The organism is Paenibacillus sp. FSL P4-0113, assembly GCF_038009305.1.
In the GTDB taxonomy this organism is placed as follows: Bacteria; Bacillota; Bacilli; order Paenibacillales; family Paenibacillaceae; genus Paenibacillus; species Paenibacillus polymyxa_D.
The window spans coordinates 5,220,079-5,237,969 of record NZ_JBBPAZ010000001.1; the positions used below are offsets into that span (position 1 = coordinate 5,220,079).

General features: G+C 45.8%; 19 protein-coding genes. 13 read left to right on the forward strand and 6 right to left on the reverse strand.

All coding sequences use genetic code 11. The features are described from left to right. Together odhB and MKX46_RS22855 are read left to right on the forward strand one after the other, a co-directional pair. Positions 1-1,299 (forward strand): 2-oxoglutarate dehydrogenase complex dihydrolipoyllysine-residue succinyltransferase, encoded by a 1,299-nt coding sequence (odhB, locus tag MKX46_RS22850; protein WP_029516461.1) that lies wholly within the window; start codon positions 1-3, stop codon positions 1,297-1,299. A 139-nt stretch (positions 1,300-1,438) separates the two neighbouring features. Beyond that, complete coding sequence (locus MKX46_RS22855; protein ID WP_029516462.1) at positions 1,439-1,969, forward strand: YfiT family bacillithiol transferase; 531 nt, start codon at positions 1,439-1,441, stop codon at positions 1,967-1,969. A gap of 97 nt (positions 1,970-2,066) precedes the next feature. Here the strand turns inward: MKX46_RS22855 and MKX46_RS22860 are convergent, their stop codons facing one another. The 4 genes from MKX46_RS22860 to MKX46_RS22875 all read right to left on the reverse strand — a co-directional run bounded on the left by MKX46_RS22860 (position 2,067) and on the right by MKX46_RS22875 (position 5,778). Further along, a complete protein-coding gene (locus MKX46_RS22860) occupies positions 2,067-3,074 on the reverse strand; it encodes an alpha/beta fold hydrolase (RefSeq protein WP_029516463.1) in 1,008 nt (335 codons plus the stop codon). Positions 3,075-3,099: 25 nt separating this feature from the next. Continuing rightward, on the reverse strand, positions 3,100-4,074 hold the full coding sequence (locus MKX46_RS22865; protein WP_029516464.1) for a type I phosphomannose isomerase catalytic subunit: 975 nt from the start codon (positions 4,072-4,074) through the stop codon (positions 3,100-3,102). 168 nt (positions 4,075-4,242) lie between these two features. Next, on the reverse strand, positions 4,243-4,824 hold the full coding sequence (locus MKX46_RS22870; protein WP_209949863.1) for a class I SAM-dependent methyltransferase: 582 nt from the start codon (positions 4,822-4,824) through the stop codon (positions 4,243-4,245). Further along, the gene (locus MKX46_RS22875; protein ID WP_029516466.1) at positions 4,825-5,778 is read right to left on the reverse strand and encodes a TIGR01212 family radical SAM protein; all 954 of its coding nucleotides are present in this window, start codon (positions 5,776-5,778) and stop codon (positions 4,825-4,827) included. 306 nt (positions 5,779-6,084) lie between these two features. Here MKX46_RS22875 and MKX46_RS22880 point away from each other — a divergent pair, with 306 nt between their 5' ends. Beyond that, positions 6,085-6,282, forward strand: coding sequence for a hypothetical protein (locus MKX46_RS22880; RefSeq protein ID WP_013309373.1), 198 nt, complete (start codon positions 6,085-6,087; stop codon positions 6,280-6,282). Between the two features lie 104 nt (positions 6,283-6,386). After that, positions 6,387-7,100 (forward strand): tRNA (guanosine(46)-N7)-methyltransferase TrmB, encoded by a 714-nt coding sequence (gene trmB, locus MKX46_RS22885; RefSeq protein WP_029516467.1) that lies wholly within the window; start codon positions 6,387-6,389, stop codon positions 7,098-7,100. Between the two features lie 41 nt (positions 7,101-7,141). Here trmB and MKX46_RS22890 read toward each other — a convergent pair whose 3' ends face one another. Together MKX46_RS22890 and MKX46_RS22895 are read right to left on the reverse strand one after the other, a co-directional pair. After that, on the reverse strand, positions 7,142-8,275 hold the full coding sequence (locus tag MKX46_RS22890; RefSeq protein ID WP_029516468.1) for an MGDG synthase family glycosyltransferase: 1,134 nt from the start codon (positions 8,273-8,275) through the stop codon (positions 7,142-7,144). Positions 8,276-8,326: 51 nt separating this feature from the next. Continuing rightward, positions 8,327-8,854 carry a phosphatase PAP2 family protein gene (locus MKX46_RS22895; protein WP_029516469.1) on the reverse strand — a complete coding sequence of 176 codons (528 nt, stop codon included), beginning with the start codon at positions 8,852-8,854 and terminating at the stop codon, positions 8,327-8,329. A 610-nt stretch (positions 8,855-9,464) separates the two neighbouring features. Here MKX46_RS22895 and MKX46_RS22900 point away from each other — a divergent pair. The 9 genes from MKX46_RS22900 to MKX46_RS22940 all read left to right on the forward strand — a co-directional run bounded on the left by MKX46_RS22900 (position 9,465) and on the right by MKX46_RS22940 (position 17,880). After that, the gene (locus MKX46_RS22900; RefSeq protein WP_029516470.1) at positions 9,465-10,703 is read left to right on the forward strand and encodes a glycosyltransferase family 2 protein; all 1,239 of its coding nucleotides are present in this window, start codon (positions 9,465-9,467) and stop codon (positions 10,701-10,703) included. Between the two features lie 309 nt (positions 10,704-11,012). After that, entirely contained in the window at positions 11,013-11,510 is a 498-nt protein-coding gene (gene infC / locus MKX46_RS22905; protein ID WP_010349250.1) for a translation initiation factor IF-3, read from the forward strand. Positions 11,511-11,530: 20 nt separating this feature from the next. Continuing rightward, the gene (gene rpmI / locus MKX46_RS22910; protein WP_013309379.1) at positions 11,531-11,731 is read left to right on the forward strand and encodes a 50S ribosomal protein L35; all 201 of its coding nucleotides are present in this window, start codon (positions 11,531-11,533) and stop codon (positions 11,729-11,731) included. A gap of 51 nt (positions 11,732-11,782) precedes the next feature. After that, entirely contained in the window at positions 11,783-12,142 is a 360-nt protein-coding gene (gene rplT / locus MKX46_RS22915) for a 50S ribosomal protein L20 (protein ID WP_007429517.1), read from the forward strand. 378 nt (positions 12,143-12,520) lie between these two features. Then, complete coding sequence (locus MKX46_RS22920) at positions 12,521-13,558, forward strand: BMP family lipoprotein (RefSeq protein WP_165145041.1); 1,038 nt, start codon at positions 12,521-12,523, stop codon at positions 13,556-13,558. A gap of 141 nt (positions 13,559-13,699) precedes the next feature. Beyond that, on the forward strand, positions 13,700-15,238 hold the full coding sequence (locus MKX46_RS22925; protein ID WP_029516472.1) for an ABC transporter ATP-binding protein: 1,539 nt from the start codon (positions 13,700-13,702) through the stop codon (positions 15,236-15,238). Continuing rightward, positions 15,231-16,310, forward strand: a complete 1,080-nt coding sequence (locus tag MKX46_RS22930) for an ABC transporter permease (protein ID WP_341071829.1) — start codon at positions 15,231-15,233, stop codon at positions 16,308-16,310. Before MKX46_RS22925 ends, MKX46_RS22930 begins: the two co-directional genes overlap by 8 nt. A gap of 1 nt (position 16,311) precedes the next feature. After that, positions 16,312-17,271: an ABC transporter permease gene (locus MKX46_RS22935; protein ID WP_010349245.1), complete on the forward strand. Its 960-nt coding sequence runs from the start codon at positions 16,312-16,314 to the stop codon at positions 17,269-17,271. 261 nt (positions 17,272-17,532) lie between these two features. Beyond that, positions 17,533-17,880, forward strand: a complete 348-nt coding sequence (locus tag MKX46_RS22940; RefSeq protein WP_023987757.1) for a hypothetical protein — start codon at positions 17,533-17,535, stop codon at positions 17,878-17,880. Positions 17,881-17,891: the final 11 nt, after the last annotated feature.

The window sequence follows — 17,891 nt, forward strand, 5'->3', positions numbered from 1 at the left end:
GTGAGCGATATTATAGTGCCGGCAATGGGAGAATCCATCACGGAGGGAACAATCTCCAAATGGCTTGTGAAGGAAGGGGATTCCGTAGGACAGGGAGATGTTCTGCTGGAGTTGGAAACCGATAAGGTCAATCTGGAAATTAGTGCGGAAGAAGCAGGTGTGGTGCAGAAAATCCTTCGTCAGGAGGGAGATACTGTGGTCATTGGTGAAGCTGTTGGTCTGATCGGAAGCGGCAGTGGTAGTGCGGATTCAACCGGTGCTGGAGAAGTTGCAGCGACTCAAGCGCCTGAAGCACCGTCCGTAGCGACTTCACCGTCTTCCGTAGGAGGCGGCGTTAAAGTAGAAGAAAAGTCTGCACCGCCTATTTCATCGAATAGCGACGGAAATGGCCAGACGGCATCACCATCTGCACGGAAGTTAGCGCGTGAGCGCGGGATTGATCTTGAGCAGGTACAGGGAAAGGACCCGCTCGGACGTGTATTCCAGGAGGACGTAAAAACGCATAACAGCGCTGAAGTATCACGTGCAGCATCTATACCTGCGTCTGCCGCTACTAGCAAGCCTGCGCCTCCGTCTCCAGCGCAAACGGAGTACAGCAAGCCTGTGGAACGCCAGCGCATGTCTCGTCGCAGAGCGACGATCGCTAAGCGTCTTGTTGAAGCACAGCAGACAGCTGCCATGCTGACCACTTTTAATGAAGTGGATATGACCGCCATTCTCGATGTGCGTAAACGCCGTAAAGATAAGTTTAAGGAAAAACATGATGTAGGCTTGGGTTTTATGTCCTTCTTTACAAAGGCAGTGGTTGGTGCTCTCAAGCGCTTCCCTACCGTGAATGCTGAAATTAATGGCGATGATATCGTACTGAAAAAATACTATGATATTGGGATTGCTGTATCTGCCAAGGAAGGTTTGGTTGTGCCAGTTGTGCGGGATGCCGATCGTCTTGGCTTTGCTGAGATTGAGAAGAGCATTGCAGATTTGGCTGGCAAAGCACGCTCCAATTCGCTTTCTCTGGCCGACTTGCAAGGAGGAACTTTTACCATAACCAATGGAGGTATTTTCGGTTCCCTGCTGTCTACGCCAATTCTCAATACGCCGCAAGTGGGGATTTTGGGAATGCATAAAATCCAACTTCGCCCGATTGCCATCGACGAGGAACGAATGGAAAATCGTCCGATGATGTATATCGCGTTGTCCTACGATCACCGGATTATTGATGGTAGTGAGGCAGTTCGTTTCCTGGTAACGGTCAAAGAATTGCTGGAAGATCCGGAATCATTGTTACTGGAAGGATAAAATAAATGGGGTAAGTGTATCTCCTCTTTACGTGTATGACAAAAGCAGACTCTTGCGAGTCTGCTTTTTTTCCTGCATAGTTATCACATAAGGCTACAGACATTACTGTCAGTAGATGTAGAGAAGGGCGGGAACTGTTTTGGACAAAGACTTGCGCTATCCGATAGGATCATTCGTTGTTCCAGACACCATTACAGAAGAACAGCTTATCGCATGGATTCACGACATTGCTGAATTGCCTGCACAGCTGCGTCTGGCGGTCGAAGGACTGAATGAGCAGCAGCTAAATACGCCTTATCGTGAAGGGGGCTGGACGATAAGGCAGGTAGTTCATCATGTGGCAGACAGCCATATGAACAGCTATATCCGTTTTAAACTGGCGCTGACGGAGGATACACCGACGATCAAGCCATATGATGAGGGACGTTGGGCCGAAATACCAGACGCCAGGGAACTTCCACTGGAGCCCTCGTTGCAATTGCTAGAAGGACTGCATGAACGGTGGGTGACCGTGTTGCGATCGTTGGGAGAGGATCAGCTACACCGATCGTTTATTCATCCTGAATCGGGCCAGACGATCCGCCTGGAACGAAACATCGGTATCTATGCCTGGCATGGCAAACATCACACAGCTCATATTACTTCCCTGAGAGAACGAAATGCATGGTGATTTTTAAAACTAACCCAAATGGAAAATAAAAAGGAATAAGAAAAGAAACCTTCAATCCCACTTTAATCGTGGTTTAAAGGTTTCTTTTCTTATTTCCTCACAAGGCTGATGACTTGGACGAGGTTGATTGTTCAGGTTCATCGGAGGCTCCAGACAATGTGGAAACAGAGGTCACCTCTGTATTAACATGACGGTCGAGCCAGTCTACGATGTCACTCATCACCTCGTCGCGGTTTGTTTCATGAAGCATCTCATGGCGACCATCAGGATAGAGGCGATACTCTATGTCCTGAAGCTCTAGGCTTCGATACATTTCCACTAGTGACAACACGCCTTTACCGAACAAACCCACTGGATCACGATCCCCGGCAAAAATATAAACTGGCAGTTTGGGATTGATATGTTTCAGCGAGGAAGGCCAGTGGATTTCTTGCAATAGCCTGAAAAAATCCAGAAAAAAGCCTGTCGTGCAAATAGCTCCACATAATGGGTCGTGCACGAACTGATCTACTTCCTCAGGATCACGGGACAGCCAGTCGAACGCTGTGCGCACCGGACGAAAGGCACGATTAAAGCCTCCAAAGACCATAGCGTTGAGCAACATACTGCGATGATCCATTCCTTGCAGTTTGGCTTGCAGTAGAGCAACTTGCTCTCCGAGTTTTAGAAGACCACGTCTTCCGTTGGTTCCCGATAAAATAAACCCATGATACGTCTGCCGATCGTCATACATAATTTTCTGGGTTAAAAAGGACCCCATGCTGTGACCCAGCAAAAAACGAGACTGTTCAGGGAATTCCTTAGCCACAATTTCGCCTAGCTCCAGCATGCCATTTGCCATTCGATTAAACGCATCAGCTCCTGGCATACCCAGCTTATCAGGATCACCAGCCGTGCGCCCGTGACCGATATGATCGTTGGCATACACACCGTAACCGCAAGCAGTAAGCTTTTCGGCCAGTCGGATGTACCGATAGGACGTCTCGCACATACCATGCGAAATTTGAACAATCCCCTTAATGGGCAAATTCTGATCGGGCAGCCAGCGGTAGGCAAAAAGCTCTGTTCCATCATTTTCAGCGATGGTGAAGGTGTATTCCCGCATAATTAGACATCACATCCTTTAAGCCTTAAGGAAGATAAGATCTAAGTACGGTCATTCCGTCATTCAGCGTGTAACCGCTCAGGTTAGCGGGCAACAGGAAGCAATCTCCAGCTTTACAGGAAAGAGACTCGGTATTATTGTTCCATGTTATGGTCCCACTGCCTTCACAAATCACGAGAATGGTGAAGCTGTCTTCCGTTGTAGAAAGTGCCCAACTTCCATCTACGATACCCTTTTCCACAACAAAATACTCACAGGCTGCCAGCTGGAGCCATTTTCCAGGCTGTAAGCCGTCCGTTTTCATCGTTGTTGCGCCTGCACCTGCGTAGGAGGTTACATTGAGGGAATCCTCGATATGCAACTCACGAGGCTTGCCATCCAGTCCGGGGCGATTATAGTCATATAAGCGATAGGTAGTATCCGAATTTTGCTGGATTTCAGCAACGACAACGCCTGCACACAGTGCATGTACGGTTCCAGCGGGGATGAAGAATGTATCGCCTGCTTCGACTGGAACCTGGCGCAAACTGCCGAGGATGTCCCCACTTTCAAGAGCTGTACGCAGACTCTCGCGGGTTACACCTTCGGTCAGACCATAAATAATCTTGGCATCCGGCTTGGCATCAAGCACGTACCACATTTCAGTTTTTCCTAATTCTCCGGCTGGAAGTCCTTTGTAATCATCTGTCGGATGCACCTGAACGGATAAGTCATCATTACAATCCAGTAGTTTGATCAAAAGTGGGAATCGTCCGCCTTTTTCCGATACACCCTTGGCCCCGAGCCAATCTTGCCCGTAGGTCTCGCGAATTTCATCCAGTCCTTTGCCTGCCAGCTCACCATTGATGACCGTTGTTGTTCCGTTTGGATGATCGGCAATCATCCATCCTTCCCCGATATGTCCTTCTGGTGGGGTTAGACCAAATTGCTCTAAGGCCCGTCCTCCCCAAACTCTCTCTTTGAACTCAGGTTGAAATTGCAGCGGGTATGGCTTTAGCATAATTTCTCTCCTCCATAATGAGTAAATGAGTGTGATCTAACAGAATAGGGAAATCAATAACGTGCTGATGGGCAATAAACTGGGATGAATAGCGCCCAAACGAGCTAAAAAAATGATATATGTAAGGCGGTAAAAAAGCCGCTCATAACCTGAGTTTAAAATCCGACATTATTTCTTCTCAACTGCCACTACGTAAGGTGAAGCGGCTCGTTGTAATTGACGATAAATAATGCTTTGACCGCTGGAGACCGGGAGAGCAGAAGCCCATTGAAGAACGGCATTTGCTTCTTCACTTCCTCCAGCATGCCCTGGATAGAGTACGGCAGTCAGAATGCCGCGTGGTCGCAGCAATTGTAAGGCAGCATCCAGCGCGACGAGCGTACTGTGCGTATGCGTGATGACCGTAGGATCGGCGCCTTCGGATGGCAAGTAGCCGAGGTTAAACATGACCGCAGCGACTTTGCCATGCAGCATGTCCGGAACGGCCTCCCGCATTTGCTCATGACCTTGAAGTAGTAGCGATACTTCTGCTAATGAAGGTGAAGCGTTTTCTTCCAGTCGACGACGGGCGCAATGCAGTGCTTCTTGCTGGATGTCAAAGCCATAGACACGGCCCCGTTTGCCAGCAGCTTTTGCCAGAAATAACGTATCTGCTCCTGTACCGACGGTAGCGTCTATAGCAGTATCGCCTGGCTGCACCCGCGTAGCCACCAATTGATGAGCGTAGCTCAGGACGGATAGGAATCCCATTTAAGGTTGCCTCCAGTATTTTCCCTGCCACGTTTCGCGTGACTTCAGTTCATGATCAATGGCATTGAGCACTTCCCATTTTTTGAGCGACCACATGGGTCCCACTAGCAAATCGCGTGGGGCATCTCCGGTTAACCGATGAACAATCATTTCGGGAGGTAAAAACTCCAGCGTATCAACAATCAGCTTCACGTATTCGTCCTTTTCCAGAAAGCGTAGCAATCCCGCTTCATACTGCTTGACCATAGGCGTTTTGCGCATGAGATGCAGCAGGTGGATTTTGATGCCCTGCACATCCATAGCCGCTACTGCACGTCCCGTATCAAGCATCATTTCATGCGTCTCTTGGGGCAGACCATAAATAATGTGGGCGCACACGCGGATATTCCGCTTGCGCAACTTTTCCACCGCCTCCAGATAGCATTGAGTATCATGAGCGCGGTTAATCAGCTCTGAGGTCGATTCATGGACGGTTTGCAGACCCATTTCGACCCACAGGTACGTGCGTTCGTTTAGCTCGGCAAGGTAATCCACTACATCGTCAGGCAGGCAATCAGGACGTGTAGCGATGGACAGACCGACAACGCCGGGCTGCTCCAGAATTACCTCAAAGTATTCTCGCAGTTCCTCAACCGGGGCATACGTATTCGTGTAGGCTTGGAAATAGCCAATATATTTGGCGTTTGGCCATTTTAGATGCTGTCGATCCCGAATCGTATTAAACTGGGTGACCAGATCATCACGACGACGCCCGGCAAAATCACCCGATCCGCGTGCGCTACAAAAGGTGCAGCCCCCTTTAGCGATGGAGCCATCGCGATTCGGACAGGTAAAACCCGCATCTAGCATGACTTTGAACACTTTATTTTGAAATTGCTCACGCATTTCGTAATTCCAAGTGTGGAACCGTTTATCTCCCCACAGGAGAGGAGCAGGCAATAAATCTGTTTTCATGGGTGTACTCCTTTTTTTACGATCACCCTATTGTAACAAAAATTAGTCTTCATTGGGAATCATTTGACCGAACAAGTCAATAAAATGTGCGGATTTCACGGCGTTGCGGATTGAAAAAGGTTACACAATATGTTATATTGTAAGCGGTACCAGACATACAATAAAAGGACTGTTTTCGATCCTGAAGATAAAAGTTATCCGTTGCTAATGATTATTCTTCAGGGAGGCAGCTATGCTGTTTCTATCGCCTGTTTTAGGGTAAGTGCACGTCGGTTCCATCACAAATAACCCGTGAGGTGATCTTTTATGAATGCGCAGGATAAGACGCGTATGGATAAAGTTACTGTTGAGTTAACCTTTGATGAGGCGTTGGCATTGACTGGTGTCCGTTTTGGGCAGGATCGTCAGATTGGAACGACCGCACGTCAAAAAATCAGAGCGGCTTGCCAAAAGACAATTGATTTTTCACCTGCTGATGGGGTAGACTATGAACAATTAAATTAGTTGGACCCCAATCCAAATATATTGAAAAAGGAATTTCATTTCCGTATCTTCAAGCGGGGGTGAAATTCCTTTTTCCTTGATAACAGAGTATATGGAGGAGTAACATGCGTTTACGCGGAAGAAAAGGAATACGGGAAAGTCTGGAAGAACAGCAGGATCTAGTCATCTTGGAGCCGGCACAGTATAAGGGGAAATGGCAACAGCTTTTTGGTAATGATCGTCCCATTCATGTAGAGTTCGGTATGGGTAAAGGGCAATTTATAAGCCAAATGAGCTTCCGGAATCCAGAGGTTAACTATATTGGCTTTGATATGTATGATGAGCTGGTTCGCCGTGCAACAGAAAAGTCCCGTCTGGCCTGGAGTAATTCAGAGGTTGATACGCCGCCTAATATTAAATTGGCACTGGCAAACATTGAACAGATCGAGAATGTTTTTGAACCAGGAGAAATTGAACGCATTTATCTAAATTTTAGTGATCCTTGGCCTAAAGCCAAGCATGCACGTCGTCGTTTGACGCATCCGCGTTTTTTGGACAAGTACCGTCAGCTTTTGAACAGCAAAGGACAAATTCATTTTAAGACTGATTCGGAGACACTATTTGAGTTTTCTTTGAATTCGTTTGCCGATAGCGGTTTACAAATGACGAATATTTCGTTAAACCTTCATCGTGAGGGGATCAACGAGGAGCATGTCATGACGGAATATGAACAAAAGTTCATGGGCAAGGGTATGAATATTCATCGAGTCGAAGTGCTGATCGGCCAAGATGCTTTGGAAGAGTACGGAAAAACACGCCTTGAAAAGTACGGGAAATAAAAAAAAGATCAAATGGATAAAATAAGACAGGGTGCTTCCTTTTAGGAAAGCACCCTGTTCGGTTCCAGTATATCCAAAATACTCTGTGCGCTCTGAAGAGGATAATATCGCGCTACATTGTGGACGTGCTCCTGTCGTTTACGGACGATTTCTGGAAAATCGTGTAGCAGTCGGTTCATCCATTTCACGACAACATCCAGCGAAGTAATCGGTTCTCCGTAGCCTTGAGCCGTAAAGTATTGACAATTTTCCTCCTCCTGTCCAGGGAGAGGTTTGTGAAACAGCATCGGAATCCCTTTAGCCAATCCCTCGGTGCATGTCATTCCGCCGGGTTTGGTGATGAGCAGATTCGATACCTCCATTAATTTGTCGATTTCCCGTGTAAATCCGAAGATATGAATATTTGGATGATTAAACCTGGGATCTAATTGCATTTTACGACGAATTTTATCATTATGCCCCAAACAAAAAATAAATTGAATGTTCTCTCTCCACTGAGTAAGCGAACGATGTATAACTTCGTCATTCATAAGGCCCCAGCCGCCACCCATAACGAGTACGGTCGGGATGGGTTTAAGTCCAAATTGTTCTCTAATTTCATCGTGCCCAGGATGTTCCCAAAAATTTGGATGAACGGGAATACCGGTCACCTGGATTTTCGAGACGGGTACTCCGCGTGCTCGCAGCTTACGCATGACTTCAGGCGTAGATACAAAGTACCGGTCAACCTCGGGACTAATCCATGTTCCATGTGCATCGTAGTCTGTAATAACAGTACAAAGCGGAACATGTAAACCTAAGCGCTTCAAACGTGAAATTACCGCGCTTGGGATGGGATGAGTACATACCACCAAATCGGGACGAAGCTGCCGGAGAATGTTTCGGGTCTGCGTGTAGAACAGACGGTGCAAAGCGAGCGTTGTAAGACGGTTTAATGATTTTTTGTACTGATGACGGTAAACCAATCCGACTAGGCGAGGCTGCGATACGACAGTCTTCTTGTATGCTGTAATAATAAGGGGGGCCATTCTTGGATTCAAAAAACTCCCCAGCTCCAGCACTCTTGTCTGCACATTCGGAGAAAGCTTCCGCAAACTGCTTGAGAGCGCGTAGGCAGCTTGAGTATGTCCGGCACCGAAACCTTCCGATAATAATAACACTCGTTTTTTAGCCACTCTCATTTCACCTGTTCCTGCTGGGATGTTCTCAATCATACCATATCGGCTTTAAGGCCAGAATGCAACCGTTCCTATTGCTGCAGACGTTCCGATCACCGCTCCTGCAAGTACATCCGTTGGGTAGTGGAGACCTAGATAAATCCGAGAAAAACCTACAATTGTCGCTACAGGCAACAGCAGCAGTGTTAGCATCGGTGACTGTAGCATAAAAGGCACGGTAGCTGAAAAAATAGCGGTCGTGTGCCCTGAGGGAAAAGAATGGTCCGACAAGGGGTTACGGAATGTATTTGTACCTGGTAGCGCTAAATACGGACGAATCCGTGGGTACAGCTTTTTAACGATAGCTACGGGGATGTGACTGACCCCGAGAGCGATGGCTCCCTTCATACCGGAATCTTTCCACGGGTTCGGAGCGAGCCACCAAATAAGGAGTGTGGAGGCTATAGTAAAGGTAGCCCCGCCTAAATGTGTGAGATAATAAAGCCAGAAGTTCAAAAAACGGTTGTGTAAGCGTCCATTGATCCATTTGAACAACTGCTGCTCCAGACTTACAAGTTTTACGACTAGACGTTGCATTTGGTTTCCTCCGGTTGCCGGTTCAGGTCAGTCGGCAAATATTTTGAGTCATTTTGACATAATCAGACCATAAGTAATTATTCTCTTGCTCTCATCATATTTTTAAACGCTGTTCATTTCAAGAATCACTAAATATTCATAACTTACTTGGTTCAATTCTACACAAAAATGTTAATGGAATATAAGCTGTATTGTATAACTTTCTTTGCGTTCATCCGTCTAATAAGATAGAGTGTTTAGAAGTGGTTGCTAATTTGCCCACAAAAAGGAGGGACCAAAGAAATAAAAAGTTAGCAAATGGATGAAAATAAGACCTAAACGTCATGAATGAGAAGTCCAGCGCTGCATTCCCGGTTTAAACGGGAGTTTGTTGTGTTTTTTTGCTGCTGAGACCGGTTTAAGGGCTTTGACAAAAGATTGAAAACCAACGAAAATCGTAATGGCGTTCCTGTGTCAGCCAAAAGGAGGCTGCGCACAGCCAATGAAGAAAGCAAGGGTCGGGTCAAAAACTACAGAAAAGGCGCGAAAAGCGCCGCAACTTGCGCTACACAGATAGAAAACAAACAAACGCAAGATTTTAAGGGGTATAAAAAGGGGGTAACAAGAGATCATGTTAGACGCTATTTTTGTGACGCTCCAGGTCATACTGGCGGTGATCGCAGTCTATCAGTTTGCATTCTCCTTGTTCGGATTGGTTCGGAAGAAAAGGAAAGAGCACGCGGCTCCAGAAAAATCATTTGCCATTTTAGTCGCTGCCCACAATGAAGAACAGGTTGTCGGAGCATTGATGGAAAATTTGAAGCAACTTGATTATCCGAAGGAACTTTACGATGTGTTCGTAATCTGTGATAACTGCACAGATAAGACTGCGGACATCGTTCGCGCTCACGGCATGAATGCTTGTGAACGTACGAATCCGAATCTGCGTGGTAAAGGCTACGCTATTGAGTGGATGCTCAAGGAATTATGGGCTATGCCACGCCAATATGATGCCATCGTCATGTTTGATGCTGACAATTTGGCGCATACCAATTTCTTGAGTGAAATGAACAATGATCTGTGTACAGGTGCCCGTGTTATCCAGGGGTACATTGATACTAAGAATCCTGAGGATTCTTGGATTACAGCGGCATACGGGGTATCTTATTGGTACATCAACCGTTTGTGGCAGCTGTCACGTCACAATCTGAACATGGCTAATTTCCTCGGTGGTACAGGCATGTGCTTTGAAACAAATCTGCTTAAGGAAATGGGCTGGGGTGCGACAAGTCTCGTAGAGGATTTGGAATTCACCATGCGCTGCACGCAGTGCAACGTATATCCAAGATTTAATTACGATGCCAAGGTATATGATGAAAAGCCGTTGACGTTCAAAGCCTCCTCCAGACAGCGTCTGCGCTGGATGCAAGGTCATTTCACGGTTGCTCGTCGTTATTTCTTCCCGTTGCTGTGGCAAAGTATCAAGCATAGAAGCCTGATTAAATTCGATATGGCTCTTTATGGTCTGAACGTGTATATCGTACTGCTCACCTTCTTGATGACAGTAGCTATGTGGATAGATATCGCCTTCTTTGGTGGACCTAATATCGAGAACATCTATGTACAGTTGCCAGCTTGGACCGGTGTTATAGCTATTGGTTTGAATGTTGCTACTTTTGTGCTCGCAATGATTTTGGAAAAGGTCACATTCAAAAAAGTATATCTGTACTTATTGCTGTTCCCGGTCTATGCGATATCGTGGTATCCGATTACGGTCTATGCGTTCTTCACGCAGAACAACAAGCAATGGAGCCATACCCAGCATACGCGTGTCGTTCGCCTAGAAGAGGTGCAGAGCAAGCAAGGGTAATTAGACGGTAGAGTAGAACTAGAGATCGGTGTCATCAATTTTTATTAAAGTGTTGACACCTCGATTGCACCGTGATAAGATATTTGAGTATGTTAATTGAAAAGTATGGATTAACAAGTAGAAGGTCCGACTTCTCACCTGTCCGGTATTGCCGGCTGGTCATGATCCAATGATTTGTGAATTGAACTTTCATGATGAATTGAGTATCAGACAGGGATGTCGGCTGTGTAGTCGTCATCCCTTTTTTGTGCTTAAACACAATACAACAATAACAGGTTCTGGAGGTGGAGGGTTATTAGTAAGGAACATATGATCAATGATGAGATTCGAGTGAGAGAAGTACGTCTAGTTGGTGCGAACGGTGAACAAATCGGGATTAAACCGACGCGTGAAGCTTTGCAAATGGCGATTGACGCAAACTTGGATCTCGTGAACGTGGCGCCTCAAGCGAAGCCGCCCGTGTGTCGGATTATGGATTACGGAAAATTCCGCTATGAGCAACAGAAGAAAGAAAAGGAAGCCCGTAAAAACCAGAAGATCGTTGACATCAAAGAGGTATGGTTCCGTTCCAACATCGAGGAACATGACTACCAAACCAAGTTTCGCAATGTGGTGAAGTTCCTGAATGAAGGGGACAAGGTGAAATGCTCCGTTCGTTTCCGCGGTCGTGAAATTACTCATGCTAACGTGGGTCAAAAAATTCTCGAACGTGTGAAATTGGAAGTTGCTGATCTTTGTACCGTGGAGCGCCAACCCAAGCTCGAAGGACGCAGCATGATTATGATATTGGCTCCAAAGAGTCAATGACAAATTAAGGAGGAAGTTCAATGCCTAAAATGAAAACACATAGCAGCCTTAAAGGCCGCTTCAAAATTACCGGTACTGGTAAAGTAATGCGTTACAAAGCTTACAAAAACCACTTGCTTTCCCACAAATCCAAACGTGCAAAACGCGTTCTGGGTACTAACCCTGAGATGGCACCTGGGGACGTTAAGCGTCTGAAACAAGGTCTTGCTAACCTGAAATAGCACAGCACGGCAATGAAGAAAGTATAAACATTATTTGGGAGGTCATTTGATATGGCAAGAGTAAAGGGCGGATTCGTCGTTCGTCGTCGTCATAAAAAAGTATTGAAGCTTGCTAAAGGTTATTTTGGTTCCAAACACCGCATTTTTAAAACAGCTAACGAGCAGGTAATGAAATCGCTTGTTTACGCATACCGTGACCGTCGTCAGACGAAACGTAACTTCCGCAGACTGTGGATCGTGCGTATCAACGCAGCAGCTCGTTTGAACGGTTTGTCTTACAGCAAATTGATGCACGGCCTGAAATTGGCTGGTGTGGACATTAACCGCAAAATCTTGGCTGATCTTGCAGTCAATGATATTAATGCATTCAACTCTTTGGCAACTGTTGCTAAAGGCAAAATCAACGCTTAATTATTCATAATGAAGGCGTGGAAACCACGAAAGTGGTAAAGAGGTATCCCAAGCAGTACGCTGTGTAGGGATGCCTTTTTTTGTACATACTCAATGGTACGGAAAAGACTTTGTTTTCTCCAAAATACGAATAAATATGACGTAGGATGGAAGAATGTATGTTTTTTTTAAGATTGTAGCGCTTACATTGTTGAGGTTTTAAAAAAAATTGACCCAAGGTTATTAATTGTCTAGATTTTAGCCGATCATAATTGTATAATCTCTAAAGTAAGTCTTCTGTACGATCTGTCTCGTCAGTAAATGACATGCATGAGCATGTACATGTTCAAAGAAAAGAGACAGTCCAGGGATCTAACACTAAGGGGGAACAGTATCAGCATGAAGAAAATGTTCAGTATGTCTTTGGTTATGCTGCTGGCGATCTCGGTCATTCTCGCAGGCTGCGGTAACAAAAATCAAGGTGCGTCCAACGCAAATGGTGGAGACACAGGTGGTTCTGCCAAAACATCGAATGTCCAAATCGGCATGGTTACAGATGTGGGTGGAGTAAACGACAAATCGTTTAACCAATCTGCTTGGGAGGCACTACAAGCCACTGAGAAAGAATCAGGCGTTAAAGTTAAATACCTGCAAAGTAAATCCGATCAAGATTATATTCCTAACCTGAACCAATTTGTTAAGGGTGATTTTAACCTGACTTGGGGAATCGGTTTTAATCTGGCGAATGCGATTGGACAAGTAGCGAAAGACAACCCGAGCAAGAATTTGGCGATCATTGACAGTGTCGTGGATGCGCCTAACGTAAAATCGGTTGTTTTTGCTGAAAATGAAGGTTCCTTCTTGGTGGGGGTTGTAGCTGGTAAGCTTACTAAAACAAACAAAATTGGTTTTGTGGGTGGACAAGATAGCCCGTTGATCAAACGTTTTGAAAAAGGATTCGAAGCAGGAATTAAAGCTGTAAATCCAAATGCAAAATTGGAAGTTAACTACACAGGTGCATTTGATAAGCCGGATCTGGGTAAAGCAGCGGCTGCGACGATCTATAACAGCGGTGCAGATATTATTTTCCATGCAGCTGGCGGATCTGGTACAGGTGTATTTAACGAAGCACTCGCACGTAAGCAACAAGGTCAGCAAGTATGGGTTATTGGTGTGGATAAAGACCAATCGCTTGAATTTGGTGACGACGTAACATTGACTTCGATGGTAAAACGTGTAGATGAAGCTGTAAAACGCGTATCTAAAGAAGTAATTGACGGTAAATTTAAGGGCGGTGTCGAAACACTGGCTCTGAAGGATAATGGCATTGGTTTGGCAGACACTTCAACGAAAAACGTACCTAAAGACGTGCTTGATATTGTAGAACAATACAAGCAAAAAATTATTAAGGGCGAAATTACAGTTCCTTCGAAATAAGTTTTGGATTGAAGAATATAGAGGTGGCGACAAGGCTGGTTCATAAGACTAGCCTTGTTCTTACGTCTGGAGTTATATGGATTATAACGGGCAAAATCAGCTCATTGGAGCACATACTATAAAGTGTATAAGGGTGATCTCATGGATGCAGCGACCCCCGTCGTTGAGTTAAAGCAAATTACAAAACGATTCCCCGGCATCGTTGCCAACGACTCCATCAGCATCAAGCTGCATAAGGGAGAAATTCATGCCCTTTTGGGTGAGAATGGCGCGGGTAAATCTACGCTTATGAATATTCTTTTCGGACTGTATCAGCCGGATGAAGGGACCATTGAAATCGGAGGTAAACCTGTACAGATTGATAGTCCAAATAAGGCGATTGATCTGGGGATTGGCATGGTGCATCAGCATTTTAAACTCGTACAGCCGTTTACCGTTACCGAAAATATTGTCCTGGGCTCGGAGCCACGTAAGGGTCTGAAAATCAATTATAAAAAGGCTGCCGCAGAAGTACAGCGGTTGTCTGAGCAGTACGGCCTTCAGGTGAATCCGAATGCCAAAATTGAGGATATATCTGTGGGTATGCAGCAACGTGTAGAAATTATTAAAACGCTTTATCGCGGTGCAGATATTCTGATTTTCGATGAGCCTACAGCTGTACTGACACCACAGGAGATCACTGAGTTGCTGGATATTATGAAACGTTTGGTGGCTGAAGGCAAATCAATTATTCTTATTACTCATAAACTTAAAGAAATCATGCAAATTGCGGATACCGTTACGATCATTCGCCGAGGTCAGGTTATTGATACGGTCAAGACGTCTGAAACAACACCAAATGAGCTGGCTGAGAAAATGGTGGGCCGTCGTGTGTCCTTTAAAGTGGACAAGCAGCTTGCGCAACCAGGACAAACGGTATTGGAAATGAACAATGTAATTTCTAAAAACAAGGATGGTATTCATGTTCTAAATGAGTTGAACCTGCAGGTCAAGGCGGGCGAGATTTTGGGGATTGCCGGAGTAGATGGTAATGGACAGAGTGAGCTGATCGAAGCTTTGACAGGCTTACGCAAGGTGGATGGCGGGAGCATTCGTTTGCTCGGACAAGAGGTGGCCAATCAGTCACCACGCAAAATTTCAGAGGCAGGCGTTTCACATATACCAGAGGACCGTCATAAGCATGGGTTGGTGCTGGATTTTTCTATGAGTGAAAATATGGTGCTGGAGACGTATTACCAGGCGCCTTACAGTAAAAATGGCTTCTTGAACAAAGATGCTATAGAGAAACAGGCTAAAAGTCTCATCGAAAAGTTTGATGTTAGAACACCGGATATTCACACGAAGGCAAGAGCATTATCTGGTGGGAACCAGCAGAAGGCTATCATTGCACGTGAAATTGATAAAAATCCGGACCTTCTCATTGCAGCACAGCCTACACGCGGTCTGGATGTTGGAGCTATTGAATTTGTCCAGAAACAACTGATTGCGCAGAGGGACCAAGGTAAAGCTGTGTTGCTCATATCTTTTGAACTGGACGAGATTATGAATGTATCCGACCGAATTGCTGTCATATATGAGGGCAAGATTGTCGGGGAAGTGCTGCCAGAAGAAACGAATGACCAGGAACTGGGGCTGATGATGGCAGGAAGTGCAGTGAAGAAAGGAGTAGAGAATGGCTAATCTATTGAAAATATTCACAAAAGACTCCTTTGTACTGGCGCTGGTCTCTATTATTTTGGGTCTCCTTCTGGGTGCTATCGTGATGCTGATTGGCGGGTATGACCCTATTGTGGCCTATTCTGCTTTGTTTAGCCGTGTATACGGAGATTCTTATAACTTTGGAGAGGCTATCCGCGAGATGACTCCGCTGATTTTGACGGGGTTGGCATTTGCTTTTGCGGCCCGCGCCGGATTGTTTAATATTGGTGGCGAAGGTCAGTTTCTGGTAGGTATGACAGCTGCTTCGATTGTGGGCATTAAACTCCAGGGGTTGCCAGCTATCATTCATGCACCTTTGGCTGTGATTGCAGGCGCAGTTTTCGGAGGCCTGTGGGCTGCGATTGCTGGCTATTTGAAGGCCAAACGAGGCGTGAATGAAGTTATTACATGTATTATGATGAACTGGATCGGCCTGTATTTGGCTAATTTGGTGATCAATCAGTTCGCACTTATGGAAGGTGAGAATCGTTCTGTGGATATTCGGCCTTCTGCTTCAATTTCCATCGAATGGCTGTCCCAGATGATGGGGAATGCTCGGGTACATTGGGGTACGGTTATTGCTGTGCTGGCAGCAGTCTTTTTCTACATTTTTATGTGGAAAACAAAGCAGGGCTATGAGCTGCGGGCTGTCGGATTTAATCAGGATGCATCCCGTTATGCAGGTATGAATGTAAATCGTAATATTATAAAAGCGATGTTCATTAGTGGAGTTTTTGCCGGATTAGCAGGGGCCTTTGAAGTGCTGGGAGTATTCCATTACCAATCTGTCATGGCAGGATCACCGGGAACCGGTTTTGACGGTATCGCCGTAGCTCTGATTGGGATGAATAACCCATTTGGTGTGCTGCTCGGTTCTGTTTTGTTCGGAACGCTTACGTATGGTTCTGCGGGGATGAGCTTTAGCGCAGATGTACCGCCCGAAATTATCCGGGTTGTCATTGGCTCGATTATTTTCTTCATTGCGGCCCAAGGTATTGTACGTTGGGTTGTGAAGCCGCTCTACTCCAAGCGGAAGAAAGAGAAGGTGTTGTAAAATGAGTTGGTTAACACTTGGTGAATTAATCCATACAACGCTCGTTTTTGCGACGGCGATTATTTTTGCGTCTCTCGGCGGGGTTTTTTCAGAAAAATCCGGTGTGACGAACCTCGGATTGGAAGGACTTATGGTATTTGGAGCGTTTGCAGCGGGTGTTGGCGGATTTTATGCCGAGCAAGCTGGACTAGGAGGCACCTCTGCGGCTTGGGTAGGTGTGCTGTCAGCTGCGGTGTTCGGTATTCTGGTTTCGCTAATTCATGCTGTAGCCTCTATTACCTTTAAAGCTGATCAGGTAATAAGTGGTATAGTTATTAATTTTCTGGCAGCAGGTAGTACACTGTATATGGTCAAGCTTTTATTTGAGGGTGATGGTGACACCGGTCGGATTCAGGGTTTCAACGAAATATCCATCCCTTACCTTGTGGATATCCCGATTGCAGGAAAAGCCTTTTTCCAAGCTTACCCAACGACATATCTAGCTATTCTATTGGTTATTATTGGATATTTCACCTTGTATAAAACACCGTTTGGCTTGCGTTTGCGTTCCGTTGGGGAGCATCCAGGAGCGGCCGATACCGTGGGAATTAAAGTAAATCGTCTTCGTTATATTGGTGTGATGATTAGTGGGGCGTTGGCTGGGATTGGTGGAGCTACAATCACTCTGACTACAACCAACATGTTCTCACACAATACAGTTTCGGGGCAGGGATATATTGCTATTGCCGCTATGATTTTCGGTAAATGGAATCCGCTCGGTGCTTTTGGCGCAGCAGTGTTTTTTGGTTTTTCACAAGCCATTCGCAACTATGTGCAGCTGTTCGCATGGTCACAAAGTATTCCCCAGGAAATTATTTTTATGTTGCCGTATCTCCTGACGATTATTGTACTGGTAGCGGCTGTCGGACGTTCACGCGCTCCGGCCGCTTTGGGTCAACTTTATGATCCAAGCAAGCGTTAAACTTATAAACAACTGATGCTGTATGTTTTGCAAAATGTACATGGGTGTATAAAAAATCTGGTATCTGCATATGCAGGTATCAGATTTTTTTATATTGTGCAGGCATTTAAACATACGCTACTGGCATGAATGGAATAGACTGTGCTATGCAGATTGGACGGGACGCTCGGCCCCTGTCAGCTCCGGTCTATTTTGTGGTGGTGATGAGCTATCAAGGAGCCGTTCAATCTGTCCATCCGTTGAGAAGAAGGAGGAAATACGATGAAACAGGCAGTAACCAGAAAGCAGGTGGAGAAGCTTGTCGGCAAAGTCATCTTTGCTACTCGCAAGGATGGTTCCCAGGTCAGCGGCAAGCTGATTCGCATTTCGGGTAACCGACTGGTTCTTCAACCAAACCGCAAGAAAAAAGTAAACACGAAGGCAATTATTCCTCTGGTGCTGTTTGACTTGCTTGCCATTGGCACAGCTCCATACATTGGTGCCTATGGTGGGGGATATGGTGGCTACGGTCCGGGCTATGGAGGACCAGGATATGGTCCGCAGCCAGGCCCGTATACAGACGGGGGATACCCCGGGGTAGGATATCCGTATTACCCTAATTTATTTTAGTCATACAAAAT

What these genes read in the sequence shown, in the direction of transcription:
- MKX46_RS22935 (WP_010349245.1), top strand. Translation starts at nt 16,312, where the DNA reads ATGAGTTGGTTAACACTTGGTGAATTAATCCATACAACGCTCGTTTTT.
- MKX46_RS22860 (WP_029516463.1), bottom strand. Translation starts at nt 3,074, where the DNA reads ATGCGGGAATACACCTTCACCATCGCTGAAAATGATGGAACAGAGCTT.
- trmB (WP_029516467.1), top strand. Translation starts at nt 6,387, where the DNA reads ATGCGTTTACGCGGAAGAAAAGGAATACGGGAAAGTCTGGAAGAACAG.
- MKX46_RS22930 (WP_341071829.1), top strand. Translation starts at nt 15,231, where the DNA reads ATGGCTAATCTATTGAAAATATTCACAAAAGACTCCTTTGTACTGGCG.
- rpmI (WP_013309379.1), top strand. Translation starts at nt 11,531, where the DNA reads ATGCCTAAAATGAAAACACATAGCAGCCTTAAAGGCCGCTTCAAAATT.
- infC (WP_010349250.1), top strand. Translation starts at nt 11,013, where the DNA reads ATGATCAATGATGAGATTCGAGTGAGAGAAGTACGTCTAGTTGGTGCG.
- MKX46_RS22880 (WP_013309373.1), top strand. Translation starts at nt 6,085, where the DNA reads ATGAATGCGCAGGATAAGACGCGTATGGATAAAGTTACTGTTGAGTTA.
- MKX46_RS22920 (WP_165145041.1), top strand. Translation starts at nt 12,521, where the DNA reads ATGAAGAAAATGTTCAGTATGTCTTTGGTTATGCTGCTGGCGATCTCG.
- MKX46_RS22895 (WP_029516469.1), bottom strand. Translation starts at nt 8,854, where the DNA reads ATGCAACGTCTAGTCGTAAAACTTGTAAGTCTGGAGCAGCAGTTGTTC.
- MKX46_RS22870 (WP_209949863.1), bottom strand. Translation starts at nt 4,824, where the DNA reads ATGGGATTCCTATCCGTCCTGAGCTACGCTCATCAATTGGTGGCTACG.
- rplT (WP_007429517.1), top strand. Translation starts at nt 11,783, where the DNA reads ATGGCAAGAGTAAAGGGCGGATTCGTCGTTCGTCGTCGTCATAAAAAA.
- MKX46_RS22875 (WP_029516466.1), bottom strand. Translation starts at nt 5,778, where the DNA reads ATGAAAACAGATTTATTGCCTGCTCCTCTCCTGTGGGGAGATAAACGG.
- MKX46_RS22940 (WP_023987757.1), top strand. Translation starts at nt 17,533, where the DNA reads ATGAAACAGGCAGTAACCAGAAAGCAGGTGGAGAAGCTTGTCGGCAAA.
- MKX46_RS22865 (WP_029516464.1), bottom strand. Translation starts at nt 4,074, where the DNA reads ATGCTAAAGCCATACCCGCTGCAATTTCAACCTGAGTTCAAAGAGAGA.
- MKX46_RS22925 (WP_029516472.1), top strand. Translation starts at nt 13,700, where the DNA reads ATGGATGCAGCGACCCCCGTCGTTGAGTTAAAGCAAATTACAAAACGA.
- MKX46_RS22900 (WP_029516470.1), top strand. Translation starts at nt 9,465, where the DNA reads ATGTTAGACGCTATTTTTGTGACGCTCCAGGTCATACTGGCGGTGATC.